Below are 23,429 nucleotides of genomic sequence, written 5' to 3'. Positions count from 1 at the left end.
CACCACCCATGCACACCATTGCTGTTAATGGACCATCACCTTATGAGGTCACTCTTGGCAGTGGCCTGAGTACCGCCATGATTAAGCGCGCCGCGGCGATTGGTGCGGCTAAGGTCGCAATCATCCACCAACCGCCGCTCGCGCAAGCTGCCCATGACCTAGTTGAACAGGCTCGAGCACAGGGGATTAAAGCCACCTCAGTTGCGGTCCCCGATGCCGAAGCCGCAAAGCAGCTCGACGTGCTCGCTCGCTTGTGGGATATTTTCGGCGAGGCAGGGTTTAGTCGCCGTGACGCAGTCATTGGCCTAGGCGGTGGTGCGGTGACAGACCTGGCTGGGTTTGCTGCGGCCACGTGGATGCGCGGTATCCCGGTGATTCAGGCACCGACGACGTTGCTCGCCATGGTGGATGCCGCCGTGGGCGGCAAAACCGGCATCAACACCGCCGCGGGAAAGAACCTGGTTGGGGCTTTCCACGAGCCGGACTCAGTCTTTGTTGATCTGGATCATTTGCGCACGCTACCGGCCGACGAAATAGTCGCCGGTTCTGCAGAAATCATCAAGACTGGCTTCATCCATGACCCGCAGATCATTGAGCACTACCTGAAGGATGCCGCTGCATGTCTTGAGCCCGACGGCCTGCTGCCGGAGCTCATCGAGCGTTCTATTGCGGTCAAGGCACACGTGGTGGGCCAGGACTTGAAGGAATCCGGGCTGCGCGAGACCCTCAATTACGGTCACACCTTCGGCCACGCAGTGGAGCGTCGCGAGAATTACTCGTGGCGCCACGGCCGCGCGGTGGCGGTGGGAATGATGTTCATTGCTCACCTATCCCACGCGCGCGGGCTTATCGATGCCAACCTCGTGGCCACGCACCGCGACATCTTGACCCGGATCGGGCTGCCGACCACTTATGAGCAGGGACATTTCGAGGAGCTGCTGGATGCAATGCGCCATGACAAGAAAAACCGCGGCGGCCACATCCGCTTTGTAGCGCTCACCGGGATCGGGGAAACCACGCGATTGGAAGATGCCACTGATGAGGAGCTGCGCGCAGCCTACGCGCAGCTCACCGCTTAGGAATTTAAGGAGTTCGCCATGACTATTCTCGTCCTCAACGGCCCGAACCTTAACCGCCTGGGCAAGCGCCAGCCAGAAATCTATGGCAGCGAAACCTTGGAGGATATAGAGACTCGCGTCCGTGCGGCGGCGGGGGAGGAAGAGATCGTCTTCTTCCAATCCAACCACGAGGGCGAACTCATTGAACAGGTGCATCGCGCTGCCGATGAGGGCTGGCCGGTCATCATCAACCCGGGTGGTTTTACACATACCTCGGTGGCCCTGCGTGATGCCTTGGCGGAGGTAGCCGATGGCCCAGGATTCGTTGAGGTACACCTCTCCAATGTGCATGCGCGGGAAGCGTTCCGGCAGCACTCTTACATAAGCCCCATCGCTCGCGGTGTTATTGCGGGCCTCGGTTCTTATGGCTATGTCGCGGCACTGGGGTACTTCCTGGCGCATTAGCTATCATGAAGTATCGCTTGAATTGATTGGAGTGGTTCTCTCATGGCATTAGCCGATACTCGTTATAGCAACCGCCGCCGCAAGCTCATGACTGAGCTGACTGGTCAGCGCATTGACGCCATTATCGTTACCCACCTGACGCACGTGCGTTACTTGACCGGGTTCTCGGGGTCGAATGGTGGACTGCTGTTGCGCAAGGACCTCTCCGCGCTCATGGCAACGGACGGTCGCTATACCACGCAGATCGCCGAAGAGGTTCCAGACATTGAAGCCAGCCTCGGTCGCGATGTGGGCCCGCACTTGCTGGGGCAGGTTTCCCAAGATCTACGCGTGGGCTATGAAGCCGACTACCTCACCGTCTCACAACTGGAGCGTCTGGAGAAGGCGAAGCCGGAGGGCGTGACGCTGGTACCGGTCACCGGCGTGATTGAGAAGATCCGCTTGGTCAAGGATCGTGTTGAGCTGCAGAAGCTCGAGGAAATCGCTGCCCTGGCAAATCAGGCACTCACCGATCTCGTGGAGGCCGGGGAGGTTGCCGCTGGGCGCACGGAACGTCAGGTCGCTGCTGATTTGGAGTACCGCATGCGCATGCTCGGTTCGGAACGTGTGAGCTTTGACACCATTGTGGCTTCCGGTGAGAACTCCGCTAAGCCACACCACGGCGCGGATGACCGCGAGTTGCGCAAGGGAGATTTGGTCACGATCGACTTCGGAGCCCACCTGCGCGGCTTTAACTCCGACTGCACCCGCACCTTCGTTATCGGTGAGGTCACTGACTTCGCCCGTGAAATCTACGACATTGTCCTGCGCGCCCAGGAAGCTGGCGTGAAGGCGGCGGTGCCAGGTGCCAAGCTTGTCGACGTCGACGCGGCCTGCCGTGACATCATCACTGAGGCCGGCTATGGCGAGTATTTCGTTCACTCGACTGGCCACGGCATCGGCCTCGACGTGCACGAAGGACCCTCCGCTGCGCAAACCGGCAAGGGCGAGCTGGCCGAAGGAATGACGCTGACCATTGAGCCGGGCATCTACGTTCCGGGTAAGGGCGGTGTACGTATTGAGGACAGCCTCTTTATCACCTCAGGGGCGCCAAAGATCATCACGGCCTATCCGAAGGAACTTCAGGTGCTGTAGCCAGCACCCCTTCGCGCCGCTGGTGCGGCGCGTGAGGTATGCTTAGACACTGTTTTCATAGTTTCGACTACAAGTAATTTGGGAGAGTCATTTCATGGCAGATACCACTGATTTCAAGAACGGCCTCGTTCTGAAGATCGACAACAAGCTGCAGCAGATCGTTGAATTCCAGCACGTCAAGCCTGGCAAGGGTCCTGCATTCGTGCGTACCAAGCTCAAGGATGTGGTCTCTGGCAAGGTCACCGACAAGACCTTTAACGCTGGCGTGAAGGTGGAGACCGCCAACGTTGACCGCCGCGACATGACCTACCTGTACAACGATGGCCAGAACTACGTGGTCATGGATGATAAGACCTACGAGCAGTACGAGCTGCCGTTTGATAAGTTCGGCGACGCTGGCAAGTTCCTCCTGGAAAACATGCGCGTGCAGGTCTCCTTCCATGACGGCGAGGCTCTGTTCGGCGAGCTGCCGATCTCCGTTGACCTGAAGGTTGAGCACACCGAGCCGGGTCTGCAGGGTGACCGCTCCAACGGCGGCACCAAGCCGGCGACACTCGAGACCGGCGCCGAGATCCAGGTTCCGCTGTTCATCGAGATCGGAAACGTTCTTAAGATCGATACCCGTACCGGCGAATACCTCTCCCGCGTCAACAACTAAAATGACCCAACCAGAGCCAAACTATAAGCGGCACACCGCGCGCTACCGCGCGCGCCGCCGAGCTGCGGATATTCTCTTCGAGGCAGAATCACGCGACGTTGATCCGGTAGCTATCGTGGAAGACCGCGTCGAGCTTGCTCGTGATCCGGAAAACGGCGTGGCGCCGATCGCGGACTACACCCGCGAAATTGTCAGTGGAGCAGCTGAAGAGCTGGATGCCATCGACGATGCGATTGCTCGTTACCTCTCCAGCGAGTGGTCGCTCGAGCGCATTCCCGCCGTTGACCGCGCGATCATGCGCGTATCGGTATGGGAAATCCTCTTCAACGCGGATGTTCCGAACGCTACCGCGCTTGTTGAAGGCGTGGAGCTTGCTTCCGAATACTCTAATGACAAGGCCGCGCCTTATATCCACGCGGTGCTGGATGACGTCATCCAATCCCAGTCTGCGGATAGCCCGATGGCCTCGGCCTCTTCCGAGGAGTCCGAAGAGCCCGCTGAGACTGCGGAAGACGAAGGCGACTCCGAGTAGAGCCCACGTCTTTCCCTGAAGCCCGAAACTCCGGCCAGTTACCCTTTGCGGACTGGCCGGAGTTTTGTCTTGGACGGGTTCAAGTAGAGAACTGCCCAAGCGTTCTACAAGAGCGAAGAGAGGAAATCCTTCGTCCGTTGGTGCTGAGGATTGTCCAAGACCTGCTCCGGGGTGCCGGTTTCGATGACGCTGCCGCCGTCCATGAAGACGATGTTGTCGGCGACCTCCCGGGCAAAGCCCATCTCGTGGGTCACGACGAGCATGGTCATGCCATCGGCGGCAAGTTCCTTCATCACGCGGAGCACCTCACCGACGAGCTCGGGGTCGAGGGCCGAGGTGGGTTCGTCGAAAAGCATGAGCTTCGGGTCCATGGCAACCGCGCGGGCAATGGCGACACGCTGCTGCTGACCACCAGAGAGCTGTACCGGGTAGGCATCCGCCTTGTGCGCGAGGCCAACCTTTTCCAGCAGCTCCATGGCCTTCTTCTTCGCCTGCTCCGGGCTCTGCTTCTTTACCTGGACGGGGGCCTCGATGATGTTCTCCAGCACGGTGCGATGGCTAAACAGATTGAACTGCTGGAAGACCATGCCGATATCTTGGCGCTGGGCTGCAGCTTCCTTCTCGGAGATTTCATAAAGCACGCCATTGCGCTCGCGGAAACCGATGAGTTCGCCGTCGATGTAGAGGCGGCCGGCCGTGACCTTCTCCAGGTGATTACAGCAGCGTAGGAAGGTGGACTTACCGGAACCAGAGGGGCCCAGTAGGCACGTGACCTCGCCAGGCATGACGGTGAGGTCGATACCTTTGAGAACTTCGAGCTGGCCGAAAGACTTGTGCACATTCTGCGCGGAAATCATGGGAGTCGGCATTAGTTCTTTACCTCCGGGATGACAGAGACGTTGCGGGGGATAGTTCCTTCGGCGTCCGCAAGCGCGGCCAGCTGGCGGCCGGTGAGCTCGCGGGTGGCGCCGCGCTCAAAGCGGCGCTCCAAGAAGTACTGGCCCACCATGAGCAGGGAAGTGATGGCCAGGTACCACGTCGCCGCGACCATGAGCAGGGGGATGGGCTCGAAGAGCGCAGCGGAAATGTCCGTGGCGCGGCCAAAAATCTCCGCCGTGTAGGGAATTGCCACGACAAGAGAAGAAGTCTTGAGCAGTGAAATAAACTCGTTGCCAGTCGGCGGGATGATGATGCGCATGGCCTGCGGGAGCACCGTGCGGCGCATGGTCATCCACCAGCCCATTCCCAAGGCCTTGCTGGCTTCCTTTTGGCCCTCCGGAACAGAAGAGATACCGGAGCGGACAATCTCCGCCATGTACGCGGCCTCGTTTAGGCCCAAGCCCAAAACCGACAGGAGGAATGCGTTATTAAGTACCTCGGTGAGGGAAATCTCTGTGAATCCAAGGTTGATGGATTGATAGAGGGCCGAAAGTAGACCCCAGAAGACCAGCTGTACGTAGATTGGGGTGCCACGGAAGAGCCACAGGAAGACCCACGACACGCCACCCAGCACAGGGTTAGGGGACATACGCATCACCGCGAGGGCCGCACCGCCCACGACGCCAATGATCATCGCCAGAATCGTAATAGCAATGGTGTGCAGTGCAGCGGTGGCAATCCGAGTATCGAAAAGATACTGGAAGTAGGTTCCCCATCCGAAGGCTTCATTGCGCGCCGAGGAGATGATGAACCATACGGCAAGCAACGCGAGGAGGGTAGCAAAGACCCAGCGCCAAGGGTGGCGCAGTGGGCGGGCTTCGATCTTTTCTGGGGTAGTCGAAGCCGACGACTCCGACGCTGCTGGGAGAGAGGAGTTAGTCATTGATCGGCCTTTCGTTAATCATTGCGTGTTCGACGAGTCCGTCGTTAACACCCCATTTATCGAGAATTTCGGCGTATGCCCCGGTATCGATGAGATGCTGGAGCGCCGCCGCTACGGCAGGGCCGAGGTCGGAATCCTTCGGGACGGCGAAGCCGTAGGGCGCGGCGTCGAACATCTCGCCGACCATGGACATACGTCCATCTGAGCGGTTGACAGCCCAAGCAGAGACTGGTGAATCTGCTGAGAGCGCATCCGCGCGGCCCATCAAAACCGCAAGAGCGGCGTTATCGCTTGTGTCATAGGGCAGGATGGTCAGATTGCCATCGCAGGCCTCCTGTTTGGGGCGCAGATCGTCGGTCTCCGACACCGTGGTGCGTTGCACCGCGACGGTGAGGCCACAAGGGTTAGATGGGTCTACCTCGTGGGGGCCATCGGTGAGCTTGGCCCACTGAATACCGGCGTAGAGGATGTCGACGAAATCGAAGTTCTCCCGGCGCTCTTCGGTATCGGTGAACCCGGAACCGCCGAGATCAATCTGTCCCGACTGAACCGCCGGCAAGATCATGGAGAAGTCTTGCTCTACCGGCTGGAACTCGAGCCCCAACACTTGGGCGACTGCATTGGCTAGGTCCATTTCCAAGCCGATGATCGAGCCATCGGAATCCTTGAACTCGAAAGGTGCGAATGGTGGGTTCGTGCCCACGGTGAGGACTCCATCTGCGTCCTCATACATCGCGGCAATCTCGGGAACTTTCTCCACGTTGGGCTCGGACCAGCCTTCTGGCAGCGCCGGCTCCTCGTTGGTGACGCAGCCGGAAAGAACAGTAGCGGCAAGTGCTCCGACGACGCCCACGATGCCCGTTTTCTTAATCATGCTTTAACTCTCTTGGTAGCTTGCGGCTTTGCGCCGGTCCACAACGATGAAAATGGCCACGATGATGCCGCCAATCGCGAACATAAGCAGGATGAGCGGTGTGGAAGCATCTTGGTCAGCGCCCCACGGCCACAACGCGCGCAGGGAGCCGAGCATGAAGCCGGCCATGGCCGCGAGGGTGATATCGCGGTGATTATCCAGCAGGTAGTTCAACACCTTGACGAAAGCCGCGAGGCCGCACACCGCGCCGAGTGCGAAGACACCCACGACGATCATGTTGCGGTCCGAGACTGCACCGATGATCGGCGCGTAGAGGCCCATCGTCAGCAAGATAAGGGAGCCTGAGACACCAGGAAGAACGAGCGCACACACAGCCACCATGGCCGCTATGAAGACCACGACAAGGTTGGGGTCTTCTACTGGGGTGGAGGTGAAGCCGGTGACGAAGAAGATTGCGACGGCGGCGATAACAAGCGCGGCGATGGACGCGGGAGAAAAACGCGACATCATGCTCAGTGGCACGACGATGGAGACGGCGACCATGCCGAGGAAGAGGGCGCTGGATAGCGAAACCTGACCCTCCACAAAGTTATGGAGGATCGTGGAGAAACCGAAAACAGCGGCGAACATGCCGACGGCTACGGAGACGAGGAAGCCCCATTCGACCTTCTTGAAACGGCCGGAGATGAGATCATTGGCGTTATGCAAAGCGCGCTCATAGATGCCGACGATGAGCGCAACGGTGCCGCCGGAGATTCCGGGGACTAACTCGGCCATGCCAATGAGGGCGCCGCGAATGGCGTTAAAAAGATAATGCATAAACCGAAAGTAACCTTGACTGTCTACCCGGTGGGATTGCCGTGCCGGGAAGAGTGGGTGAGCAGATGACTTTTTATTCTCTCACCGCACAACAGGCTTATGCAAACTATTCAATTTACGGAAGGTTATACGCCTTTTACATGGGCAGGCGCTTAGCTATCTCGCCGTAGATTGAACCCAAGATGGCGAAGGCAGCGAGGCCTACAAGGCCATCGAGAAGCACAGTGGCGAAAGTGTTGAGCTGCGGATCATCCGAGAAAGCCGCAGATTTACGCAGCTCTTGGTAGTAGGAGGAACCTTCGATCTTGGGAAGGACCTCTTTATTAGCGCTCGATTCTGCAGCGGTAGCCACGGTGGTACCACCCAGAGTAAGGGCAACCGCGGTGCTCAAAGCGATGATAGTGCGACGCATAGAAACGGGTTCCTCTCAGTTGAAAAAACGCTAACACCCCACAACAGACTCTGTTGTGGGGTGACATTGTGCCCCTGGTGAGACTCGAACTCACACTACACGGGTTTTGAATCCGTTGCCTCTGCCAATTGGGCTACAGGGGCGCACAAGCAACGATAGTAGCGCAGTAGACCAACGTGAACCTAATTGCCTGCCTAAGGCCCTCAACGGTGCCGCTCCATGCAACACGTTAGGATGGGCCGGGTGACTACTTCTCAGCCCCGACTCTTGCTCATTGACGGCCACTCCATGGCCTTTCGCGCATTTTATGCACTGCCCGCGGAGAACTTTTCAACCTCGGGCGGCCAGCACACGAACGCTGTGTACGGATTCCTTTCCATGTTGGCGAATATCCTGGCCGAGGAGAAGCCAGACTTCGTCGCTGTAGCTTTCGATGTGGGCCGCAAGACCTTTCGCACTGACATGTTCCCCGAGTACAAGGCGCAGCGTGAGGCCGCCCCCGAAGAGTTCCGCGGCCAAGTTGAGCTCATCCGGGACGTGCTGGAAACGCTGGGAATCACCACGCTCTCGCGCGAGAATTTCGAGGCAGATGACATCGTGGCCACGTTGTCCACCGAGGCGGGCGCAGATTATGAGACCTTCTTGGTCACTGGTGACCGCGACTATCTGCAGCTTGTCGACGACTCCACGACCGTCCTCTATCCCATGCGTGGGGTGTCCAAGCTGCATCGCTTCACTCCAGAGGCGGTGAAGGAGAAGTACGGCCTGAGCCCCAAGCAATACCCAGATTTCGCAGCCCTGCGCGGCGACCCTTCCGATAACCTGCCGTCTGTCCCTAAGGTGGGGGAGAAAACCGCCACGAAGTGGATTACCCAGTATGGCTCCCTCGATGGCCTCATCGAGCATGCCGAAGAAATCAAGGGCGTGGCGGGGCAGAACTTCCGCGATCGCATCGAGCAGGTCAAGCTCAACCGACAGCTCACCCAGATGGTGACGGATATGGACCTAGAGGTCGGCCCGGCGGATTTGGAATTCAAGGGTGCGGTCGCCAACGAAGTCGCGGCACGTTTCGATGAGCTGGAGTTTGGTACCAACTTGCGCGAGCGAGTCCTCAACGCCGTTCCTCATGACGCCGCCGCCGAGGCTGCTGCGGTAGAGGAAGCACCAGAGGTAACGGTGACCGTGGTGGATACACGGCTGACTGAGTGGATCAAGGGCAAGGAACATGTCGCGGTATTCGTGCAGGGCGATGGGACCCCGGGCGCGGGTGATGCTGCGGCACTGGCACTGGTTGATTCCTCCTTTGAGGGCCGCCAGATTGAGTTAGCAGATCTCGATGCTGAGGACGACGCCGCGCTCGCCGCGTGGTTGTCGTCAGATGCGCCGAAGTATTTGCACGAGGCAAAGGCTGCTTGGCACATGCTGGCGGGGCGAGGGATCGAACTGCGCGGAATCGCCCATGACACAGCCCTCGCTGCCTACCTCCTGCGTCCGGGTCAGCGCACGTATGCGTTGACGGACGTGTACCAGCGCCATCTGCAGAAGTCCCTGGGAGCAGCGACAGAGCAGCTTTCCATCTTGGATGAAAACCCGCTGGTGGATCAGGCCGCTGCCATTATGGAACTAGCAGCAGAACTGACGCGTCAACTCCAGGAGATTGACTCCTTCGAGCTGTATACAGACCTTGAGTTGCCACTCGTGAGCATCCTGGCCCAGATGGAGGCCGCTGGTATTGCGGTCGACCGAGACGTCTTGGAAACGCAGCGCGATGCCTTCATTGAGCAGGTCAATGAGCAGGAACGCGCCGCCCGCGAGTTGGCTGGTGATGAATCACTTAATCTGAACTCCCCGAAGCAGTTGCAGGCGGTGCTCTTCGATACCTTCGATATGCCGAAGACGAAGAAGACTAAGACAGGTTATTCGACCGCCGCTAAGGAAATTGAGCAGCTTGCTGCCACGCACCCGCACCCGTTCCTAGACCACCTGCTGGCGCACCGCGAGTACCAGAAGATGAAGACGACGCTGGAGGGGCTCATCAAGACCATTCAGCCAGATGGTCGTATTCATACCACGTTTAATCAGACGGTGACCTCAACCGGACGCTTGTCGTCGACGGAGCCGAACCTGCAGAATATCCCGGTGCGCACGGAGGCTGGACGCCAGATCCGTTCGGCCTTCGTGGTTGGTGAAGGCTACGAGACCTTGATTACGGCTGACTACTCACAGATTGAGATGCGCGTCATGGCGCACCTCTCCGCTGATCCGGGGCTTATTGAGGCCTACCGCGAAGGTGAGGACCTCCACAACTATGTCGGCTCCAAGGTCTTTGACGTTCCGGTGGATGAGGTAACCCCGGAGCTGCGCCGCCGAGTCAAGGCCATGTCCTATGGCTTGGTCTATGGTCTCTCCGCCTTCGGCCTATCGCAACAGCTGGGAATTCCGGCGCGTGAGGCCAAAGAGATTATGGAGAGCTATTTCGAGCGCTTCGGTGGCGTCAAGCGTTACCTCGACGAAGTTGTCGTGCAGGCCCGAAAGGATGGCTACACCTCCACGGTCTTTGGGCGTCGCCGCTACTTACCGGAGCTGAACTCTGATAATCGTGTTGCCCGTGAAAATGCGGAGCGAGCTGCTTTGAATGCACCCATCCAGGGAACTGCAGCAGACATCATCAAGGTGGCCATGATCCGCGTGGACAGGGCGCTTGAAGGTTTAGCATCGCGTGTGCTGCTCCAGGTTCACGATGAGCTTGTCGTGGAGGTGGCTCCCGGCGAAGCGGAGGACGTGCAGCGCATCTTGGAGCGAGAGATGGACAAGGCTATCGGGTTGACTGTGCCCCTTGAAGTCTCCGTTGGTGTGGGTAAGAACTGGGATGCCGCGGCGCACTAGGCCTTAGGTTAAGCCCACCGCGCGCTCGTCCTCGGTGGGCGTGCGGCGCTCGACCAAGCACCCGGCAAGGAGGTCGAATGGGGTTTGTCCCAGCAGCAGGACACTGAGACCGAGGATGCCCAGGATGGTTGCCTCCACGAAGGGGAGTCCTGTCAATGCCAGAAGTGTGAGGAGGAGCCAGCTGTTGCGAACGGCTGCGCTGCCGATTCCGGGATGCTCAGCAATAACCTCTAGCCTCAGCGACCACTTGCCCAGGGAGGTCTGCTTTGCAGCCTCAATCCACACTCGGAAGACGTAGAAGACGAGCGCAAGGGCGACGATGTCATAGACCGCGCCCGCTCGGCCGGTTAGCACTCCATCGGTGATGAGGTTGATAAGCCACTTGAGCGCCACGATGATGGCGGCGGCGAGAAAGGCATCAATCCACCAGGCCACTGTGCGGCGCACGAAAATCCCGAGGCGTTCTAGAAGCATGCCTGTCAGCTTAGTTCGCTGCAGCCGATTGATTCGATACCAGGGGAGGCAGTGTCTGACCTAACGTGCTTCGCACACGAAGATGGCGGTACCGGGAAAGACCGCACCTCGCTCAGGAGACCACTGGCCCCAAGTGATGTCGAGGCCCTCTGGCCACTCGGGTTCAATGAGGTTGCAGATCTCGAAAGAACCGCGAGCCTGCAGTGCTCGTACCCAATCACCCATCGTGCGGTGGAACTCGGCGTAGGTGAGCTCACCGTTAGCGTCCTGTTCTAGGTAGGCGCGCTCAAAATAGGACAGCTCCGCGGTGAGGTCCTGTGGATTGTCAGGGAAAACCCAACGCATAGGGTGCGGCACGGAAAAGACGAAGCGGCCATGAGGTCGCAGAACACGGTGGACTTCGCGCAGTGCCGCGTCTAGGTCGGCGACGAAGGGTAGGGCGCCGAAGGCAGAAAAGGCGATGTCAAAGACTTCATCACGATAGGGAAGAGCTAGGACATCAGCCTGAACGAGCGGTAGGCCACCCTCGGCATGGGAGAGCATGCCGGACGAGAGATCGAAGCCCGTCGCAAAGCGTGCGCGTCCTTGCAGCCACCGCGTGCAGGGCGCGGATCCGCAGCCGAGCTCGAGGACGGTCGCGGAGGAGACATCGCCAAGCAGCTGCGCATCAGCCTCGTGCAGCATCTCGGGGCACCAGTAGAAAGAGGATAGATACTCGGGATGTTCGGCGTGGTAGGAATCGGCGTCACGATCCCAAAAATCACGATTGGCTGAGGACGCAGAAAAAGTTACAGAAGACATTGGTCTTTTTCGATTCTTATTCCATGGCGCATTTGCCGTTTTAGCTGCGAGGATGTAGGGTTGTACGGGCGTGTCTATGACTTGGGACGCGCTGGGCTACTGTAGGAGAGCTCAGCTCGGCTGCGAGTCGGGATTGAAATCCATCTTAAGTCTTGCGCATCTGCGCTGCTTAATGACGCTTTTCAAGAGACACGTAACTGTCCAATTACGATCTCCTACGTTTATTCGGAGCATAACTACATGCCAACTTCTAACACCCCTCAGGTTGCGATCAACGACATCGGAACCGCAGAGGATTTCCTCGCTGCCGTCGACGCCACCATCAAGTACTTCAACGATGGTGACATCGTCGAGGGCACCGTGGTCAAGGTTGACCACGATGAGGTCCTGCTCGATATCGGCTACAAGACCGAAGGCGTCATCCCGTCCCGCGAGCTCTCCATCAAGCACGACGTCAACCCGGATGAGGTTGTCGAGGTCGGCGACCAGATCGACGCACTTGTTCTCACCAAGGAGGACAAGGAAGGCCGTCTGATCCTGTCCAAGAAGCGCGCACAGTACGAGCGCGCTTGGGGCGCCGTCGAAGAGCTGCACGCCAAGGAAGAGCCGGTTACCGGTACCGTCATCGAGGTTGTCAAGGGTGGTCTCATCCTCGACATCGGCCTCCGTGGCTTCCTCCCGGCTTCCCTCGTTGAGATGCGCCGCGTTCGCGACCTGGAGCCGTACATCGGCCAGGAGCTCGAGGCCAAGATCATCGAGCTGGACAAGCAGCGCAACAACGTTGTCCTGTCCCGCCGCGCATACCTCGAGCAGACCCAGTCCGAGGTCCGCTCCGAGTTCCTGCACCAGCTGCAGAAGGGCCAGGTCCGCAAGGGCGTTGTCTCCTCCATCGTCAACTTCGGCGCCTTCGTCGATCTCGGCGGTGTCGACGGCCTGGTTCACGTTTCCGAGCTGTCCTGGAAGCACATCGACCACCCGTCTGAGGTTGTCACCGTGGGCGACGAGGTCACCGTCGAGGTTCTTGACGTCGACCTGGACCGCGAGCGCGTGTCCCTGTCCCTGAAGGCAACCCAGGAGGATCCGTGGCGCGTCTTCGCCCGCACCCACGCTGTGGGCCAGATCGTCCCGGGCAAGGTCACCAAGCTCGTTCCGTTCGGTGCCTTCGTTCGCGTCGAGGAGGGCATCGAGGGCCTCGTCCACATCTCCGAGCTGGCTCAGCGCCACGTGGAGGTTCCGGACCAGGTTGTCAACGTTGGCCAGGAAGTCATGGTCAAGGTCATCGACATCGACCTCGAGCGTCGCCGCATCTCCCTGTCCGTTAAGCAGGCAGACGAGGACTACACCGACGAGTTCGATCCGTCCAAGTACGGCATGGCTGACTCCTACGACGAGCAGGGCAACTACGTGTTCCCGGAGGGCTTCGACCCGGAGACCAACGAGTGGCTCGAGGGCTACGACGAGCAGCGCCAGGCTTGGGAGGCTCGCTACGCAGAGTCCGAGCGTCGCTTCAACCTGCACACCGCTCAGATCGAGCGCAACCGTGCTGCAGCCGCTGAGGCCGCCGAGTCCGCTGCCAACTCCAACTACTCTTCCGAGTCTCAGGATGCAGCTCCGGCATCCGATTCTCAGGCAGAGGTTGGCGGCTCCCTCGCTTCCGACGAGCAGCTTGCTGCTCTGCGCGACAAGCTCGCTGGCAACTAAAAACTAAGTCCTCTCGGATAGGCTCCGCCGCTTAGTCCGAGACGATGTAGTTCTTGCAGAAAGGCCGCTTCTCCCCGCTGTGGGAGGGGCGGCCTTTCGCGTATCCTAAGCCGGTATGAAACTCATTGGACTCACCGGCGGAATCGGCAGTGGAAAATCGACTGTGGCGCAGCTTCTCGTGCGCCACGGCTGGGAATTAGTGGATGCCGATCAGATAGCCCGGGACATTGTTGAACCGGGTCAACCAGCGCTCGCTGAGTTAGCGGACGCTTTCGGGGAGGATATCCTTCAAGCCGATGGAAGCCTCGATCGAGGGCAGCTGGCTTCTCGCGCCTTCGCCAGCCGGGAGAAGACCAATCTCCTCAACTCCATTACGCACCCGCGTATTCAGGAGGAGACCCAGGCCCGCTTTGACTCCGCGCGCCGCGCTGGAGCCGATTTCGTGGTTTATGACATGCCGCTCCTCGTGGACAAGGGTCTACACAAAGATATGGACGCCACCATCGTCGTTGACGTTGAAGTGGCGGAGCGGGTGCGCCGTCTTGTGGAGTATCGCGGGCTGGATGAGGAGGATGCACGCCGCCGGATAGCGGCGCAGATCCCAGACGATGTGCGTCGTGCCGCTGCTGATTTCATCATTGATAACAACGGTGCTCGCGATAAGCTCGATTCGCAGGTTGACGGGCTCGTCGAAAAGCTCCGCGCTTTCCTAAGAGCAAGCAGCGCTACGTGGTCAGAAAGCTAGTGGTATTTGGATTTTCTTTGCTTTCTCTTGCAGAGGCCGGAGTAGTGCACATCACGTATCCTGCGCCGGAGAGCGCCAACTTTTAAAGGATATGGTGGCCAAAATTTACCTTGTGCTCGCACCCCGTTCACTTTCCCTGCTTAATCTGCACCTTCATGGGAACGTGGGATGTTGGGCCTTTTGATAATCACGCCGCGTGCGAAGTGCTCGCGGCAATCCGTGATGGCTCCTTCGATCTTGATACGTTTAAGAGAAGCTGCGTGGATTCTCCCATCGATGTCGACGATGCTGGGGTAATCATCGCCCTGGGTGCATTGGCCACCACGCCTGTAGATAGGCTCCCCGCTGGAATTAGCGCGGATGACGTCAAGGTATTGCGCACACCGCAGACCCGGGCCTGGTTGCGCAAGAAAATCAACACAGCGATGGAACCCAACAGTTCCCCGATTTATGCGCTGTGGGAAACCACGGGTGAGCTTGAACTGTGGTTGCGCAGGACGCGCGCCGCGTTGCCCTAAAATGCAGTGAGGTCTCGTTCCACAGGCACAGATGAGGCAGGTTGCCCAGCCTGTGGGGCCTAGCAGGTTTCGTGGTGGGCGCGTTAGACTGGTCAGCATGGCTTTTGCTGCTGAACACCCCATCCTGCCCGTCTCCGAACATCGCCCTGTTGGTGAAATCGAGCGGCGCTCAGCCGAGTTCCGTGTTGAGTCCGAATTCCAGCCCGCTGGCGACCAACCCGCCGCCATCGCGGAACTGGATGAGCGTCTCAGCCGCGGCGAGCGGGACGTGGTACTCATGGGTGCCACGGGTACCGGTAAGTCCGCGACCGCCGCCTGGCTCATCGAAAAGCAGCAGCGTCCAACACTCGTGATGGCGCCGAATAAAACGCTGGCAGCGCAGCTGGCGAATGAGCTGCGCCAGCTTCTCCCGCACAACGCGGTGGAGTATTTCGTCTCTTATTACGACTACTACCAACCGGAAGCCTATATCGCGCAGACGGATACCTACATTGAAAAGGATTCCTCCATTAACGGGGACGTGGAACGCCTGCGCCACTCCGCCACGTCAGCTCTTTTATCCCGCCGTGATGTGGTTGTGGTTTCTTCTGTGTCGTGCATCTATGGCCTGGGCACGCCGCAGTCCTATCTCGATCGTTCTGTTGTGCTGGAGGAAGGGGAGGAGATCGACCGGGATCGCTTCCTGCGCTTGCTCGTGGATATCCAGTATGAGCGCAATGACGTGGGCTTTACGCGCGGAACCTTCCGCGTCAAGGGCGATACCGTGGATATTATCCCCGCCTATGAAGAGCGCGCTGTGCGCATCGAGTTCTTCGGCGATGACGTGGACGAGCTCTACTACATCCACCCCTTGACGGGCGACGTGCTGGAGCGGGTCGACGAGGTAAGAATCTTCCCCGCAACGCACTATGTAGCTGGGCCAGAGCGCATGGCTCGTGCCATCGAGGACATCAAGGAGGAACTCACGGAGCGCCTCGCGGAGCTGGAGAACCGCGGCAAGTTGCTCGAAGCGCAGCGCCTGCGCATGCGTACCGAATATGACCTTGAGATGATCGAACAGGTGGGCTTTTGCTCCGGCATTGAGAACTATTCGCGCCACGTTGACGGACGTCCCGCTGGTTCCGCGCCGGCGACGCTCTTGGATTATTTCCCCGAGGACTTCCTCACTATCATCGATGAGTCTCACGTGACCGTCCCGCAGATCGGCGGCATGTTTGAGGGCGATATGGCCCGCAAGCGCAACCTCGTGGAGTTTGGCTTCCGTTTGCCTTCTGCCGTAGACAACCGGCCGTTGACCTTCGATGAGTTTGAGGAGCGCGTGGGCCAAACCGTCTACATGTCGGCCACACCAGGTGACTTCGAAATGACGGCTTCCGGCGGCGAGTTCGTGGAACAGGTCATTCGCCCCACCGGCCTCGTAGATCCCAAGGTGACGGTCAAGCCCACCAAGGGCCAGATCGATGACCTCATCGATGAGGTCCGCGCCCGCACCGCTAAGCAAGAGCGTGTACTGGTCACCACCTTGACTAAGCGCATGGCAGAAGACCTCACCGATTACCTTCTGGAGCATGGCATCAAGGTGCGCTACCTCCACTCGGATATCGATACGCTGCAGCGCGTGGAGCTATTGCGGCAGCTGCGCTTGGGTGAATTCGATGTCCTCGTGGGCATCAACCTGCTGCGCGAGGGCCTCGACCTCCCTGAAGTGTCACTCGTCGCCATTTTGGATGCCGATAAGGAAGGTTTCCTGCGTTCCACTACTTCGCTTATTCAGACAATTGGCCGCGCCGCCCGAAACGTCTCTGGTGAGGTCATCATGTACGCGGATAAGATTACGGACTCGATGCAGGAGGCCATCGAGGAGACTGAGCGCCGCCGTGAGAAGCAGATTGCCTATAACAAGGAGCACGGCATCGACCCGCAGCCGCTGCGCAAAAAGATCGCCGATATCTTGGATCAAGTCTATGAGAACGCCGACGAGCAAGGGCAGGACGCGGATCCCACGGCGATCGTCGACAAGCCGGATGTGTCCTCCATGGCTGCCGACGAGGTGCAGGCGCTTATCGACGACCTAACGACTCAAATGCGCGAGGCAGCCCGCGAGCTCAAGTTCGAGTTAGCAGGGCGCTTGCGCGATGAGATTGCTGATCTGAAAAAGGAGCAACGCGGTCTTAAGGAGGCCGGGATCTAGTGGCGCGCGTCAGGGCTCAGAGTTTTGCCCACTCAATGTGCGGGTAAAACCCATCTCTGTGCAGAAGACCGTGTCATACTATTAAGGATTAATCGCTACTTATAAGGAGAATTATGCTGAGCTACAACGTGATCGCCGTCGGAACCGATGGCTCGCAGACTTCCATGCGCGCTGTCCAATCTGCCGCATCAATGGCGCGCGCCTATGACGCCACGCTGATTATCGTGTCCGCTTTCTACAACCACTCGGGTTCGATGCTCGGCGCCCCGAACTCAGAGGACGCACGAGTACCGGTGGTGAGCGAAGAGATGTCCGAAAGCTTCCTCAACAATGCCGCGGAGATTGCGCACGGTGAGGGTGCGAAGCGCATTGAAATCATTGCTAAGTCCGGTGATCCTGTGAATTCGCTCCTCGAGGTGGGCAAGGACTACGACGTGGATATGTTCGTCGTGGGCAACAAGGGAATTCACTCGGTGCGGGGTCGCGTCTTTGGCTCTGTAGCGACGGAGCTCACTCGTAAAGCCCACGCCGACGTCGTGGTGGTCAACACCACTGACTAGGACAGAACATGGCGCGCTGCGCCTCGTGCGCGCTGATCGACGTGAACGCGCCAGCGTTGTTAGACTAGCGGGTGCGCAAAAGCTTTAAAATTTTGTCAAGCGGTGGCCTCATGGTTGGGGCCAGCGAAGAAAGGTCATCATGAGCGATTACAACAAGATCGTGGTCGGCACCGACGGTTCCAAGTCCTCCCTGCTTGCAGTGGAGCGCGCCGCCAAGATCGCCGCAGCCTTCGATGCCACTCTCATCATCGGTTGCGCCTACTACGAGAACCAGGAGCAGGCTTCCAAGACTTTGCGCCAGGATTCTGTGACGATTCTCGGTGATGAGAAGGCCCAGGCCAACCTCGCCTCCGGCAAGGAGCACGCAGAGAAGTTCGGCGTGACGAAGGTGGAGACCGCTGTGCGCCCGGGCACCCCGGTTCAGGCCCTGATGTCCATTGTCAACGACAACAAGGCAGACCTGCTCATCGTGGGTAACCGTGGAATCAATTCCCTGACCGGCCGCCTGCTTGGTTCGGTTCCGGCGGATGTCGCACGTCAGTCTGATTGCGATGTCATGATTGTCCACACCGTCAACTAACGCTTCATTGCGTTCACGGCGCGCAGCGCTCAGAGACCTTCAAAGAAGAAGCCTCCTGGGCCGCTGCGCGCCTTTTCTTATCGTCCTAACTGGAAGGAAGCGTGCGGTAGGCACGGGCAAGGGCGTTACCGTCAGTGCCTTGAATGAGCGGAATATTGAAAGAAGACTGTTCGTTGACCTTCACCAAGGGAGCGAGCGAACCATGGGAGAGCAGCTGCTCCTGCGGGGTGAGGTTGCGTATGGCAACTGCGGCCACATGGTTGGGGTGCTCCGCTGCCGCGTCGGCATAGGTTAAGGGATCGTGCTGGCCATCATCACCGATGAGCAGCCAACGCAGTTTGCGGAAAGCGATGAACAGGTTTCGCAATTGGACGCGCTTGTGCTCGAGGCCATTGCGGAAGAGGCCGGTGGGTGTCGGCCCCCAATCCGTCAGCAGTAGCGGGCCGCGAGGGAACCCGTTTTCCGCCATGAAATTCACCAAAGTGTCATAGGTGTTCCACGCACCGGTGGAGAGGTAGATGAAGGGAGCCTCTGGGTGCTGTTGGGAGATCTCGCGGTAAAAGCTGGCCATGCCTTCTACGGGTTTGCGCGTATTGGTGCGCTTGACCCAGGAATTCCACGCCGCAATCATCGCGCGTGGTAGCCACGTCACCATGATGGTGTCATCGATATCGCTGACCACACCGAAGGTCGTGTCTTTGTCCACGATGAGGACCTCCGCGCTGGCCTCCGCGGCGCCCTTGGCACGGATGGTGACCCCGTGCCAACCGGGTTCTAGCCCGTGGTCATGGACTAGCACGTCGATATAGCCGTTGTCGTTCGTGGCGCCCGCTACCGTCTTCCCGCCAACAGTAACTTCGACCTCGTGGTGAGTGACTTGGATGGTGAAGAACTGGCGGTATCCGCGTTGAGCCCACGTATCGCGCTCTTCGGCGGCAGGGTCATGCATGAGAACCCGCCCCAGCACGTGGACGAATTCCTCATTGCCGTAGCCGGCATAGCCAGTAACACTGGGGCGCCAGCCCTTGCGTGCTGAGCGCTTGAGAGAATAAGCATTCGCGGTGGATTCGACTTTGCGGGCGATATCGGAAAGTGCCATGCGCACCAGATTAACGGAAAACCTCCGCGTAGCGGCCGGCGATGGTGAGGGATTGCGTCGCACGCGTCAGCGCCACGTAGAGATTGTGCAAGCCCTGCGGGGACGCTGCCACGATGTCATCCGGGTTGACTACGGTGACGTGGTCAAACTCCAGGCCTTTGATCTGCTCAACATTGGCCGCGGTGATCACAGCGCGTAGGCGCCCGTCAGCGTCCTGGATGGTTGCTGGCTGCAGGTCGCTCTCGCCGTCCTGCCAGATAACGTCCACACCGTCGCGCACCGCGATTCCTGGCGTGGCCTCCGGGTTAATGGATTGAAGGAGTTGGTTGGCCAGCTCCGTGATCGGGCGTGGGGTTCGGTAGTTAACGCTCAGGCCGTGCAATCGGAAGCGCTGGCCGACGAAAGGTTCGAGTGTCTCGCCCCAATCATCAACGCCGGCGGGGGCTCCAGTCTGGGAGGTATCGCCGACGAGCGTCATCCACCGGGAGGGGCTGCGACGGAAGATCATGCGCCACTCCATCGGGGTCAGCTCCTGGGCCTCATCGACGATGACGTGCCCGTAGGCCCACGTGTAGTCCTCGCGGGCACGTTGAGCGGTGGTGCGGGAATCCCGAACTTCGTGGCGTCGAGCGAGGTGCTCGGCATCGATGACGTCGTGGGCGGAGAGAATCTCCGCTTCGAACATGTCATCATCGTTGTCGGTGGAATCGGAGGAGCTCAGAATATCGAGGGCATCTTCTGCTTCAGCAACTTGCTCACGCCATTCCTTCTCCTCGGCAGCGCGTTCTGCCTCTGGGTCAGGCATACCGATGAGGACAGCGAGCTCGTCGAGAAGCGCAGCATCGGACGCCGCCCAAGCCCTGCCATCCTCGCGGTAGAGGGCACCTCGGGTTTCCTCATCGTAGGCGCTGGCCGCCGAATCGATGCGTTCGGTGCTGCTCAGTAGTTCGGCGAGTACCTCGGTAGGCGCGAGATGGGGCCAGAACTCGTCGATGAGTTCTGTGACCTGTGGTTCCTCGGCTAGATCATCGTGGAGCTGGTCCACGTCCGCGCGGGAGAGCAAGTTGGCGCCTCCCAGCGGATCAGAACCGATCCGTTCGGCCATCTGTTGGGCCAACGATTCGATGAGGTGTTCCGCAAACGCCGCTTGAGCATCGTTGTGCGGCTTGCGGGAGCGCCGTGCGCGGGTTCGTGCTGCCTTCACCATCTGGGGGTCCACGGTGAGCTCGAGCCGATCGATCTCCAGCGTGCGCGGATGCTCGGGCAAACGCTGGTGGTCCTTCACCGCGTTGCCGAGGATCTCCACCATGGCTTCGGAACCCTTAATCTCGCGGGCGAGTAGAGACTCAGCGTGCGTGGCCTCGATGCCGGGGAAAAGGGAAGAAATGGTGGAGAGCACAACGCCGGTCTCACCAAGTTCCGGGAGCACTCGGGAAATGTATTCCAGGAAGGTGGAATTGGGGCCCACGATGAGCACGCCCGTGGCGGCTAATTGTTCGCGGTAGGTGTAGAGCAAGTAGGCCACACGGTGCAGCGCTACCGCAGTCTTGCCGGTTCCTGGTCCGCCTTCAACTACCATGACACCGCGCGTGCTGTCACGGATGATTTCATCTTGCTCGCGCTGGATGGTCTCCACGATGGATGGCATATGGCCGGTTCGGGCGCGCTGCATGACGTGGTGGAGGGCGGATTCGCTAGCGACATCGCTGCTTTCTGCAGCGTTGTCTCCTTCGAGGATCTCGTCGCTGATACCGGTGACAGTGCGACCAGTAGTCCTGATGTGCCGGCGTACGTGAACCCCTTCAGGGTGTGCAGTGGTTGCCAAGTAGAAGGGCCGTGCCATCGGGGCACGCCAATCCAAAAGAAGCGTGCGGTAATCCTCCTCCCGGGCATCGAGTCCCATACGGCCGATATAGCGGCGGTCTAGGCCTTCTGGGGTGGGGTTATCGCCAGGTGCATCAATGTCGATGCGGCCGAAAACTAGACCGAGTTGGGCGATGTTAAGCCGATCTAATTTTGCTTGCAGGCCGTGGTATTCGGTTTCGCGGCGCACGAGCGCATCAGCATCTGGGGTATGAGGGTCGACGGCTGCTTGCACCTCGTTGAGGCGCACATTGGCGGCGTGGACCTCGTTGTCCAGACGCTCGAAGAGGCCATCGACATAGGCTTGCTCGCTAGCTATTTCCGCGCTCTGCTCGCTCGCGTGGGCGTCGACTTTCCCGGTGTGAGTCGCGAATGAAGATTCAGACACAAGGCTCCTTGGGTGCGTATGAAGACTTCTCGTGGACAGACGGGAAGTTAAAAGGAGATAAGGATGGGTGGACAGGAAAAAGAACAACGGCCCAGCATACTAGCTGAGCCGTTGATGTCTCCACCGCGGTCATTATCGCGGTGTGTTGCGGGGCTTTCCGCAGCGTAGGAGGGAGAGCTTAGAAGCGGTCTCCAAACTTCTTGAAAGCCTTATCCAGCTTCTTGGAAGCTTCCTTCTGCAGCTTTTCGGCGCGCTTGCGAGCCTTCTTCTGGGCACGCTTTCCATCGAGCGAATCCGCCTTGGCCAGTGCTTCGTCAGCGCGGTCCTGTGCCTTGCCGGCTGCCTTTACCAGACCCTTGCGGGCGGTTTCGGTGTTGTCACGTGCAGCGTCGAGCCAATCATCCTTGTTGTCTTCAAAGAACTCACGAGCGGTTTCAGCCTTGTCCTCGACGAAGGAGCGCGCGGAGTCGATGAAGTCCCGGCCAGCGGACTCCCAATCATCACGGTTGTCCTCGACGTATTCCTTGGTGGTTTCGAACCAGTCATTGGCCTTGGTGGTCACATCAGAAGAAATCTCGTTGGCGCGGTTGGAGAAGTCTTCTGCGAACTTCTGCTGCTCGGACTTACCCGGCAGAGCCTGCTGGATCTTCTTGTTGGCACGCTCCGAGGCCTTGGCAGCACGCCAACGCACGGAGGGCTTGCCCTCAGTGTCCTGCGTAACAATGGCCAAGGCGCCAAGCAGGGCGGTGTTGGTGATGAAGCTGTTGCGCTGTGCTTCCTTGTCCTTCTTGGAATCGGCGGTCCAGAAAGCATTGCCCACCAGGTTAGGGACGTGGGTCAGCGCGAGCACTGCAGCCGAGGTACGCGGGGCCTTGCCCAGCGCCAAAGTGGTACCTGCAGCGGTCTTTGCACCGCCGAGTGCGCGGGTAACCAGCTCTGGGTCATTCGGGATGTAGCCTGCGTATTCGCGGGGCAGCACCTTGCGTAGGCGCTTGAGCACGGACTCGGTGTCCGCGACGTGCTCCGAGGTGTTGCGGAGCGTATCCACACCATCCCAAACAAACACGGAGGCCAGCATAGGACGGGCAAATTTACGAATCATAACGTGCTCCATTCAATAGATCTGTAAAGACGTTCGTCACACCATAGTACGCGGGTTAAACAATTGCCGCTGTCAGCGCAGCAGTTAATACGCAGTTACCAACGGCGCTTCCACCACGCATCTATGTGCGGGCGCTCCGCGCCAAGCGTCGTGGGTGCGCCGTGCCCGGGGCGGACGATCGCTTCGTCCGGGTAGACATCGAAGAGCCGACGGGTGACATCCTTGTACAGGCGCACGAAGTCACCTTCCGAGGTGGTCTTGCCCACGCCGCCGGGGAAGAGGGAATCACCGACGAAGAGGTTGGTAACGCCATCAATCTCTGCGGCAATGGCCGCACCTCCGGGGGTGTGTCCGCGCAGGATAATGACGGGCAGATCGTGGCCGGCGAAAGAAAGCGTATCGCCATGCTCCAATTCGACGTCGACGGGGGCGGGTAAGGCAGGCGAGTCCAAGAAAGAGGAGTAGTGCACGGCGCCGGTTTTATTCAGGACCTCTTTGAGCGCGCGCACGTGGTCCCAGTGGCGGTGCGTGGTGAGCACTGCGGTGATTTTAACGCCGTGCTCGGCGGCCAAAGCAAGCAGTGCCGGGGCGTCAGCGGAAGCGTCGATAAGCAGCGCCTCGTCACCAGCACACAACAGGTAGCAGTTGTTGTCCATTTCAGAAACGGAAATTTTATGAAGCTTCAGGGCGTTGTTCATAAGTCCAACCATACGGGTAGATTCTGAGTGAGAACTCTCTGAACACACA

23 protein-coding genes and 1 tRNA gene are annotated in these 23,429 nt (G+C 59.2%); 12 read left to right on the top strand and 12 right to left on the bottom strand.

Annotated features, from left to right (window positions below; translation table 11 throughout):
* Window positions 1-8: 8 nt before the first annotated feature.
* The 5 genes from aroB to nusB all read left to right on the top strand — a co-directional run bounded on the left by aroB (window position 9) and on the right by nusB (window position 3,847).
* Complete coding sequence (gene aroB / locus HMPREF2743_RS01565; protein WP_070527443.1) at window positions 9-1,079, top strand: 3-dehydroquinate synthase; 1,071 nt, start codon at window positions 9-11, stop codon at window positions 1,077-1,079.
* Between the two features lie 18 nt (window positions 1,080-1,097).
* The gene (gene aroQ / locus HMPREF2743_RS12575; RefSeq protein ID WP_070527446.1) at window positions 1,098-1,523 is read left to right on the top strand and encodes a type II 3-dehydroquinate dehydratase; all 426 of its coding nucleotides are present in this window, start codon (window positions 1,098-1,100) and stop codon (window positions 1,521-1,523) included.
* Between the two features lie 42 nt (window positions 1,524-1,565).
* Complete coding sequence (locus HMPREF2743_RS01555; RefSeq protein ID WP_070527449.1) at window positions 1,566-2,657, top strand: M24 family metallopeptidase; 1,092 nt, start codon at window positions 1,566-1,568, stop codon at window positions 2,655-2,657.
* Window positions 2,658-2,751: 94 nt separating this feature from the next.
* Window positions 2,752-3,315 (top strand): elongation factor P, encoded by a 564-nt coding sequence (gene efp, locus HMPREF2743_RS01550; RefSeq protein WP_070527452.1) that lies wholly within the window; start codon window positions 2,752-2,754, stop codon window positions 3,313-3,315.
* A gap of 1 nt (window position 3,316) precedes the next feature.
* Window positions 3,317-3,847 (top strand): transcription antitermination factor NusB, encoded by a 531-nt coding sequence (gene nusB / locus HMPREF2743_RS01545; RefSeq protein WP_070744749.1) that lies wholly within the window; start codon window positions 3,317-3,319, stop codon window positions 3,845-3,847.
* Between the two features lie 104 nt (window positions 3,848-3,951).
* Here the strand turns inward: nusB and HMPREF2743_RS01540 are convergent, their stop codons facing one another.
* The 6 genes from HMPREF2743_RS01540 to HMPREF2743_RS01515 form a co-directional block, all read right to left on the bottom strand.
* Window positions 3,952-4,716, bottom strand: a complete 765-nt coding sequence (locus HMPREF2743_RS01540; protein ID WP_070527457.1) for an amino acid ABC transporter ATP-binding protein — start codon at window positions 4,714-4,716, stop codon at window positions 3,952-3,954.
* Window positions 4,716-5,669, bottom strand: coding sequence for an amino acid ABC transporter permease (locus HMPREF2743_RS01535; RefSeq protein WP_070527460.1), 954 nt, complete (start codon window positions 5,667-5,669; stop codon window positions 4,716-4,718). Before HMPREF2743_RS01535 ends, HMPREF2743_RS01540 begins: the two co-directional genes overlap by 1 nt.
* Window positions 5,662-6,543 carry an ABC transporter substrate-binding protein gene (locus tag HMPREF2743_RS01530; RefSeq protein ID WP_070527463.1) on the bottom strand — a complete coding sequence of 294 codons (882 nt, stop codon included), beginning with the start codon at window positions 6,541-6,543 and terminating at the stop codon, window positions 5,662-5,664. The genes HMPREF2743_RS01535 and HMPREF2743_RS01530 overlap by 8 nt, the downstream gene beginning before the upstream one ends.
* Before the next feature lie 3 nt (window positions 6,544-6,546).
* Window positions 6,547-7,362: a DUF368 domain-containing protein gene (locus tag HMPREF2743_RS01525; RefSeq protein WP_070527466.1), complete on the bottom strand. Its 816-nt coding sequence runs from the start codon at window positions 7,360-7,362 to the stop codon at window positions 6,547-6,549.
* Between the two features lie 136 nt (window positions 7,363-7,498).
* Entirely contained in the window at window positions 7,499-7,774 is a 276-nt protein-coding gene (locus HMPREF2743_RS01520; protein WP_070527469.1) for a hypothetical protein, read from the bottom strand.
* Window positions 7,775-7,843: 69 nt separating this feature from the next.
* Window positions 7,844-7,917 (bottom strand) — tRNA-Leu (locus tag HMPREF2743_RS01515).
* A gap of 91 nt (window positions 7,918-8,008) precedes the next feature.
* On the opposite strand from HMPREF2743_RS01515, the gene polA reads away from it, so the two are divergent.
* On the top strand, window positions 8,009-10,660 hold the full coding sequence (gene polA, locus HMPREF2743_RS01510) for a DNA polymerase I (protein ID WP_070527472.1): 2,652 nt from the start codon (window positions 8,009-8,011) through the stop codon (window positions 10,658-10,660).
* 3 nt (window positions 10,661-10,663) lie between these two features.
* Here polA and HMPREF2743_RS01505 read toward each other — a convergent pair whose 3' ends face one another.
* Both HMPREF2743_RS01505 and HMPREF2743_RS01500 read right to left on the bottom strand, forming a co-directional pair.
* Window positions 10,664-11,134, bottom strand: coding sequence for an RDD family protein (locus HMPREF2743_RS01505; RefSeq protein WP_070527474.1), 471 nt, complete (start codon window positions 11,132-11,134; stop codon window positions 10,664-10,666).
* Between the two features lie 60 nt (window positions 11,135-11,194).
* Window positions 11,195-11,935, bottom strand: a complete 741-nt coding sequence (locus tag HMPREF2743_RS01500) for a class I SAM-dependent DNA methyltransferase (RefSeq protein WP_070527477.1) — start codon at window positions 11,933-11,935, stop codon at window positions 11,195-11,197.
* A gap of 240 nt (window positions 11,936-12,175) precedes the next feature.
* Here HMPREF2743_RS01500 and rpsA point away from each other — a divergent pair, with 240 nt between their 5' ends.
* The 6 genes from rpsA to HMPREF2743_RS01470 all read left to right on the top strand — a co-directional run bounded on the left by rpsA (window position 12,176) and on the right by HMPREF2743_RS01470 (window position 18,230).
* The gene (gene rpsA, locus HMPREF2743_RS01495; protein ID WP_070527480.1) at window positions 12,176-13,636 is read left to right on the top strand and encodes a 30S ribosomal protein S1; all 1,461 of its coding nucleotides are present in this window, start codon (window positions 12,176-12,178) and stop codon (window positions 13,634-13,636) included.
* Window positions 13,637-13,751: 115 nt separating this feature from the next.
* Window positions 13,752-14,381 carry a dephospho-CoA kinase gene (coaE, locus tag HMPREF2743_RS01490; RefSeq protein ID WP_070527483.1) on the top strand — a complete coding sequence of 210 codons (630 nt, stop codon included), beginning with the start codon at window positions 13,752-13,754 and terminating at the stop codon, window positions 14,379-14,381.
* A 155-nt stretch (window positions 14,382-14,536) separates the two neighbouring features.
* Window positions 14,537-14,899 carry a DUF4259 domain-containing protein gene (locus tag HMPREF2743_RS01485; protein ID WP_246818739.1) on the top strand — a complete coding sequence of 121 codons (363 nt, stop codon included), beginning with the start codon at window positions 14,537-14,539 and terminating at the stop codon, window positions 14,897-14,899.
* Between the two features lie 97 nt (window positions 14,900-14,996).
* The gene (gene uvrB / locus HMPREF2743_RS01480; RefSeq protein ID WP_070527489.1) at window positions 14,997-17,090 is read left to right on the top strand and encodes an excinuclease ABC subunit UvrB; all 2,094 of its coding nucleotides are present in this window, start codon (window positions 14,997-14,999) and stop codon (window positions 17,088-17,090) included.
* Window positions 17,091-17,203: 113 nt separating this feature from the next.
* The gene (locus tag HMPREF2743_RS01475; protein WP_070527492.1) at window positions 17,204-17,650 is read left to right on the top strand and encodes a universal stress protein; all 447 of its coding nucleotides are present in this window, start codon (window positions 17,204-17,206) and stop codon (window positions 17,648-17,650) included.
* A gap of 139 nt (window positions 17,651-17,789) precedes the next feature.
* On the top strand, window positions 17,790-18,230 hold the full coding sequence (locus HMPREF2743_RS01470; RefSeq protein WP_010190091.1) for a universal stress protein: 441 nt from the start codon (window positions 17,790-17,792) through the stop codon (window positions 18,228-18,230).
* Between the two features lie 85 nt (window positions 18,231-18,315).
* On the opposite strand, the gene HMPREF2743_RS01465 is transcribed toward HMPREF2743_RS01470, so the two are convergent.
* The 4 genes from HMPREF2743_RS01465 to HMPREF2743_RS01450 all read right to left on the bottom strand — a co-directional run bounded on the left by HMPREF2743_RS01465 (window position 18,316) and on the right by HMPREF2743_RS01450 (window position 23,380).
* Window positions 18,316-19,329 (bottom strand): App1 family protein, encoded by a 1,014-nt coding sequence (locus HMPREF2743_RS01465; protein ID WP_070527624.1) that lies wholly within the window; start codon window positions 19,327-19,329, stop codon window positions 18,316-18,318.
* A gap of 10 nt (window positions 19,330-19,339) precedes the next feature.
* Entirely contained in the window at window positions 19,340-21,580 is a 2,241-nt protein-coding gene (locus HMPREF2743_RS01460) for a HelD family protein (protein ID WP_070527496.1), read from the bottom strand.
* A 178-nt stretch (window positions 21,581-21,758) separates the two neighbouring features.
* Window positions 21,759-22,682 carry a DoxX family protein gene (locus HMPREF2743_RS01455; RefSeq protein WP_070527498.1) on the bottom strand — a complete coding sequence of 308 codons (924 nt, stop codon included), beginning with the start codon at window positions 22,680-22,682 and terminating at the stop codon, window positions 21,759-21,761.
* Between the two features lie 95 nt (window positions 22,683-22,777).
* On the bottom strand, window positions 22,778-23,380 hold the full coding sequence (locus HMPREF2743_RS01450; RefSeq protein WP_070744742.1) for an MBL fold metallo-hydrolase: 603 nt from the start codon (window positions 23,378-23,380) through the stop codon (window positions 22,778-22,780).
* Window positions 23,381-23,429 lie beyond the last annotated feature (49 nt).

It is taken from the genome of Corynebacterium sp. HMSC036D02, from assembly GCF_001836165.1.
Taxonomy (GTDB): Bacteria; Actinomycetota; Actinomycetes; order Mycobacteriales; family Mycobacteriaceae; genus Corynebacterium.
Note: the sequence above shows the minus strand (reverse complement) of the source record. Positions and strands in the feature narration are given on the sequence as shown.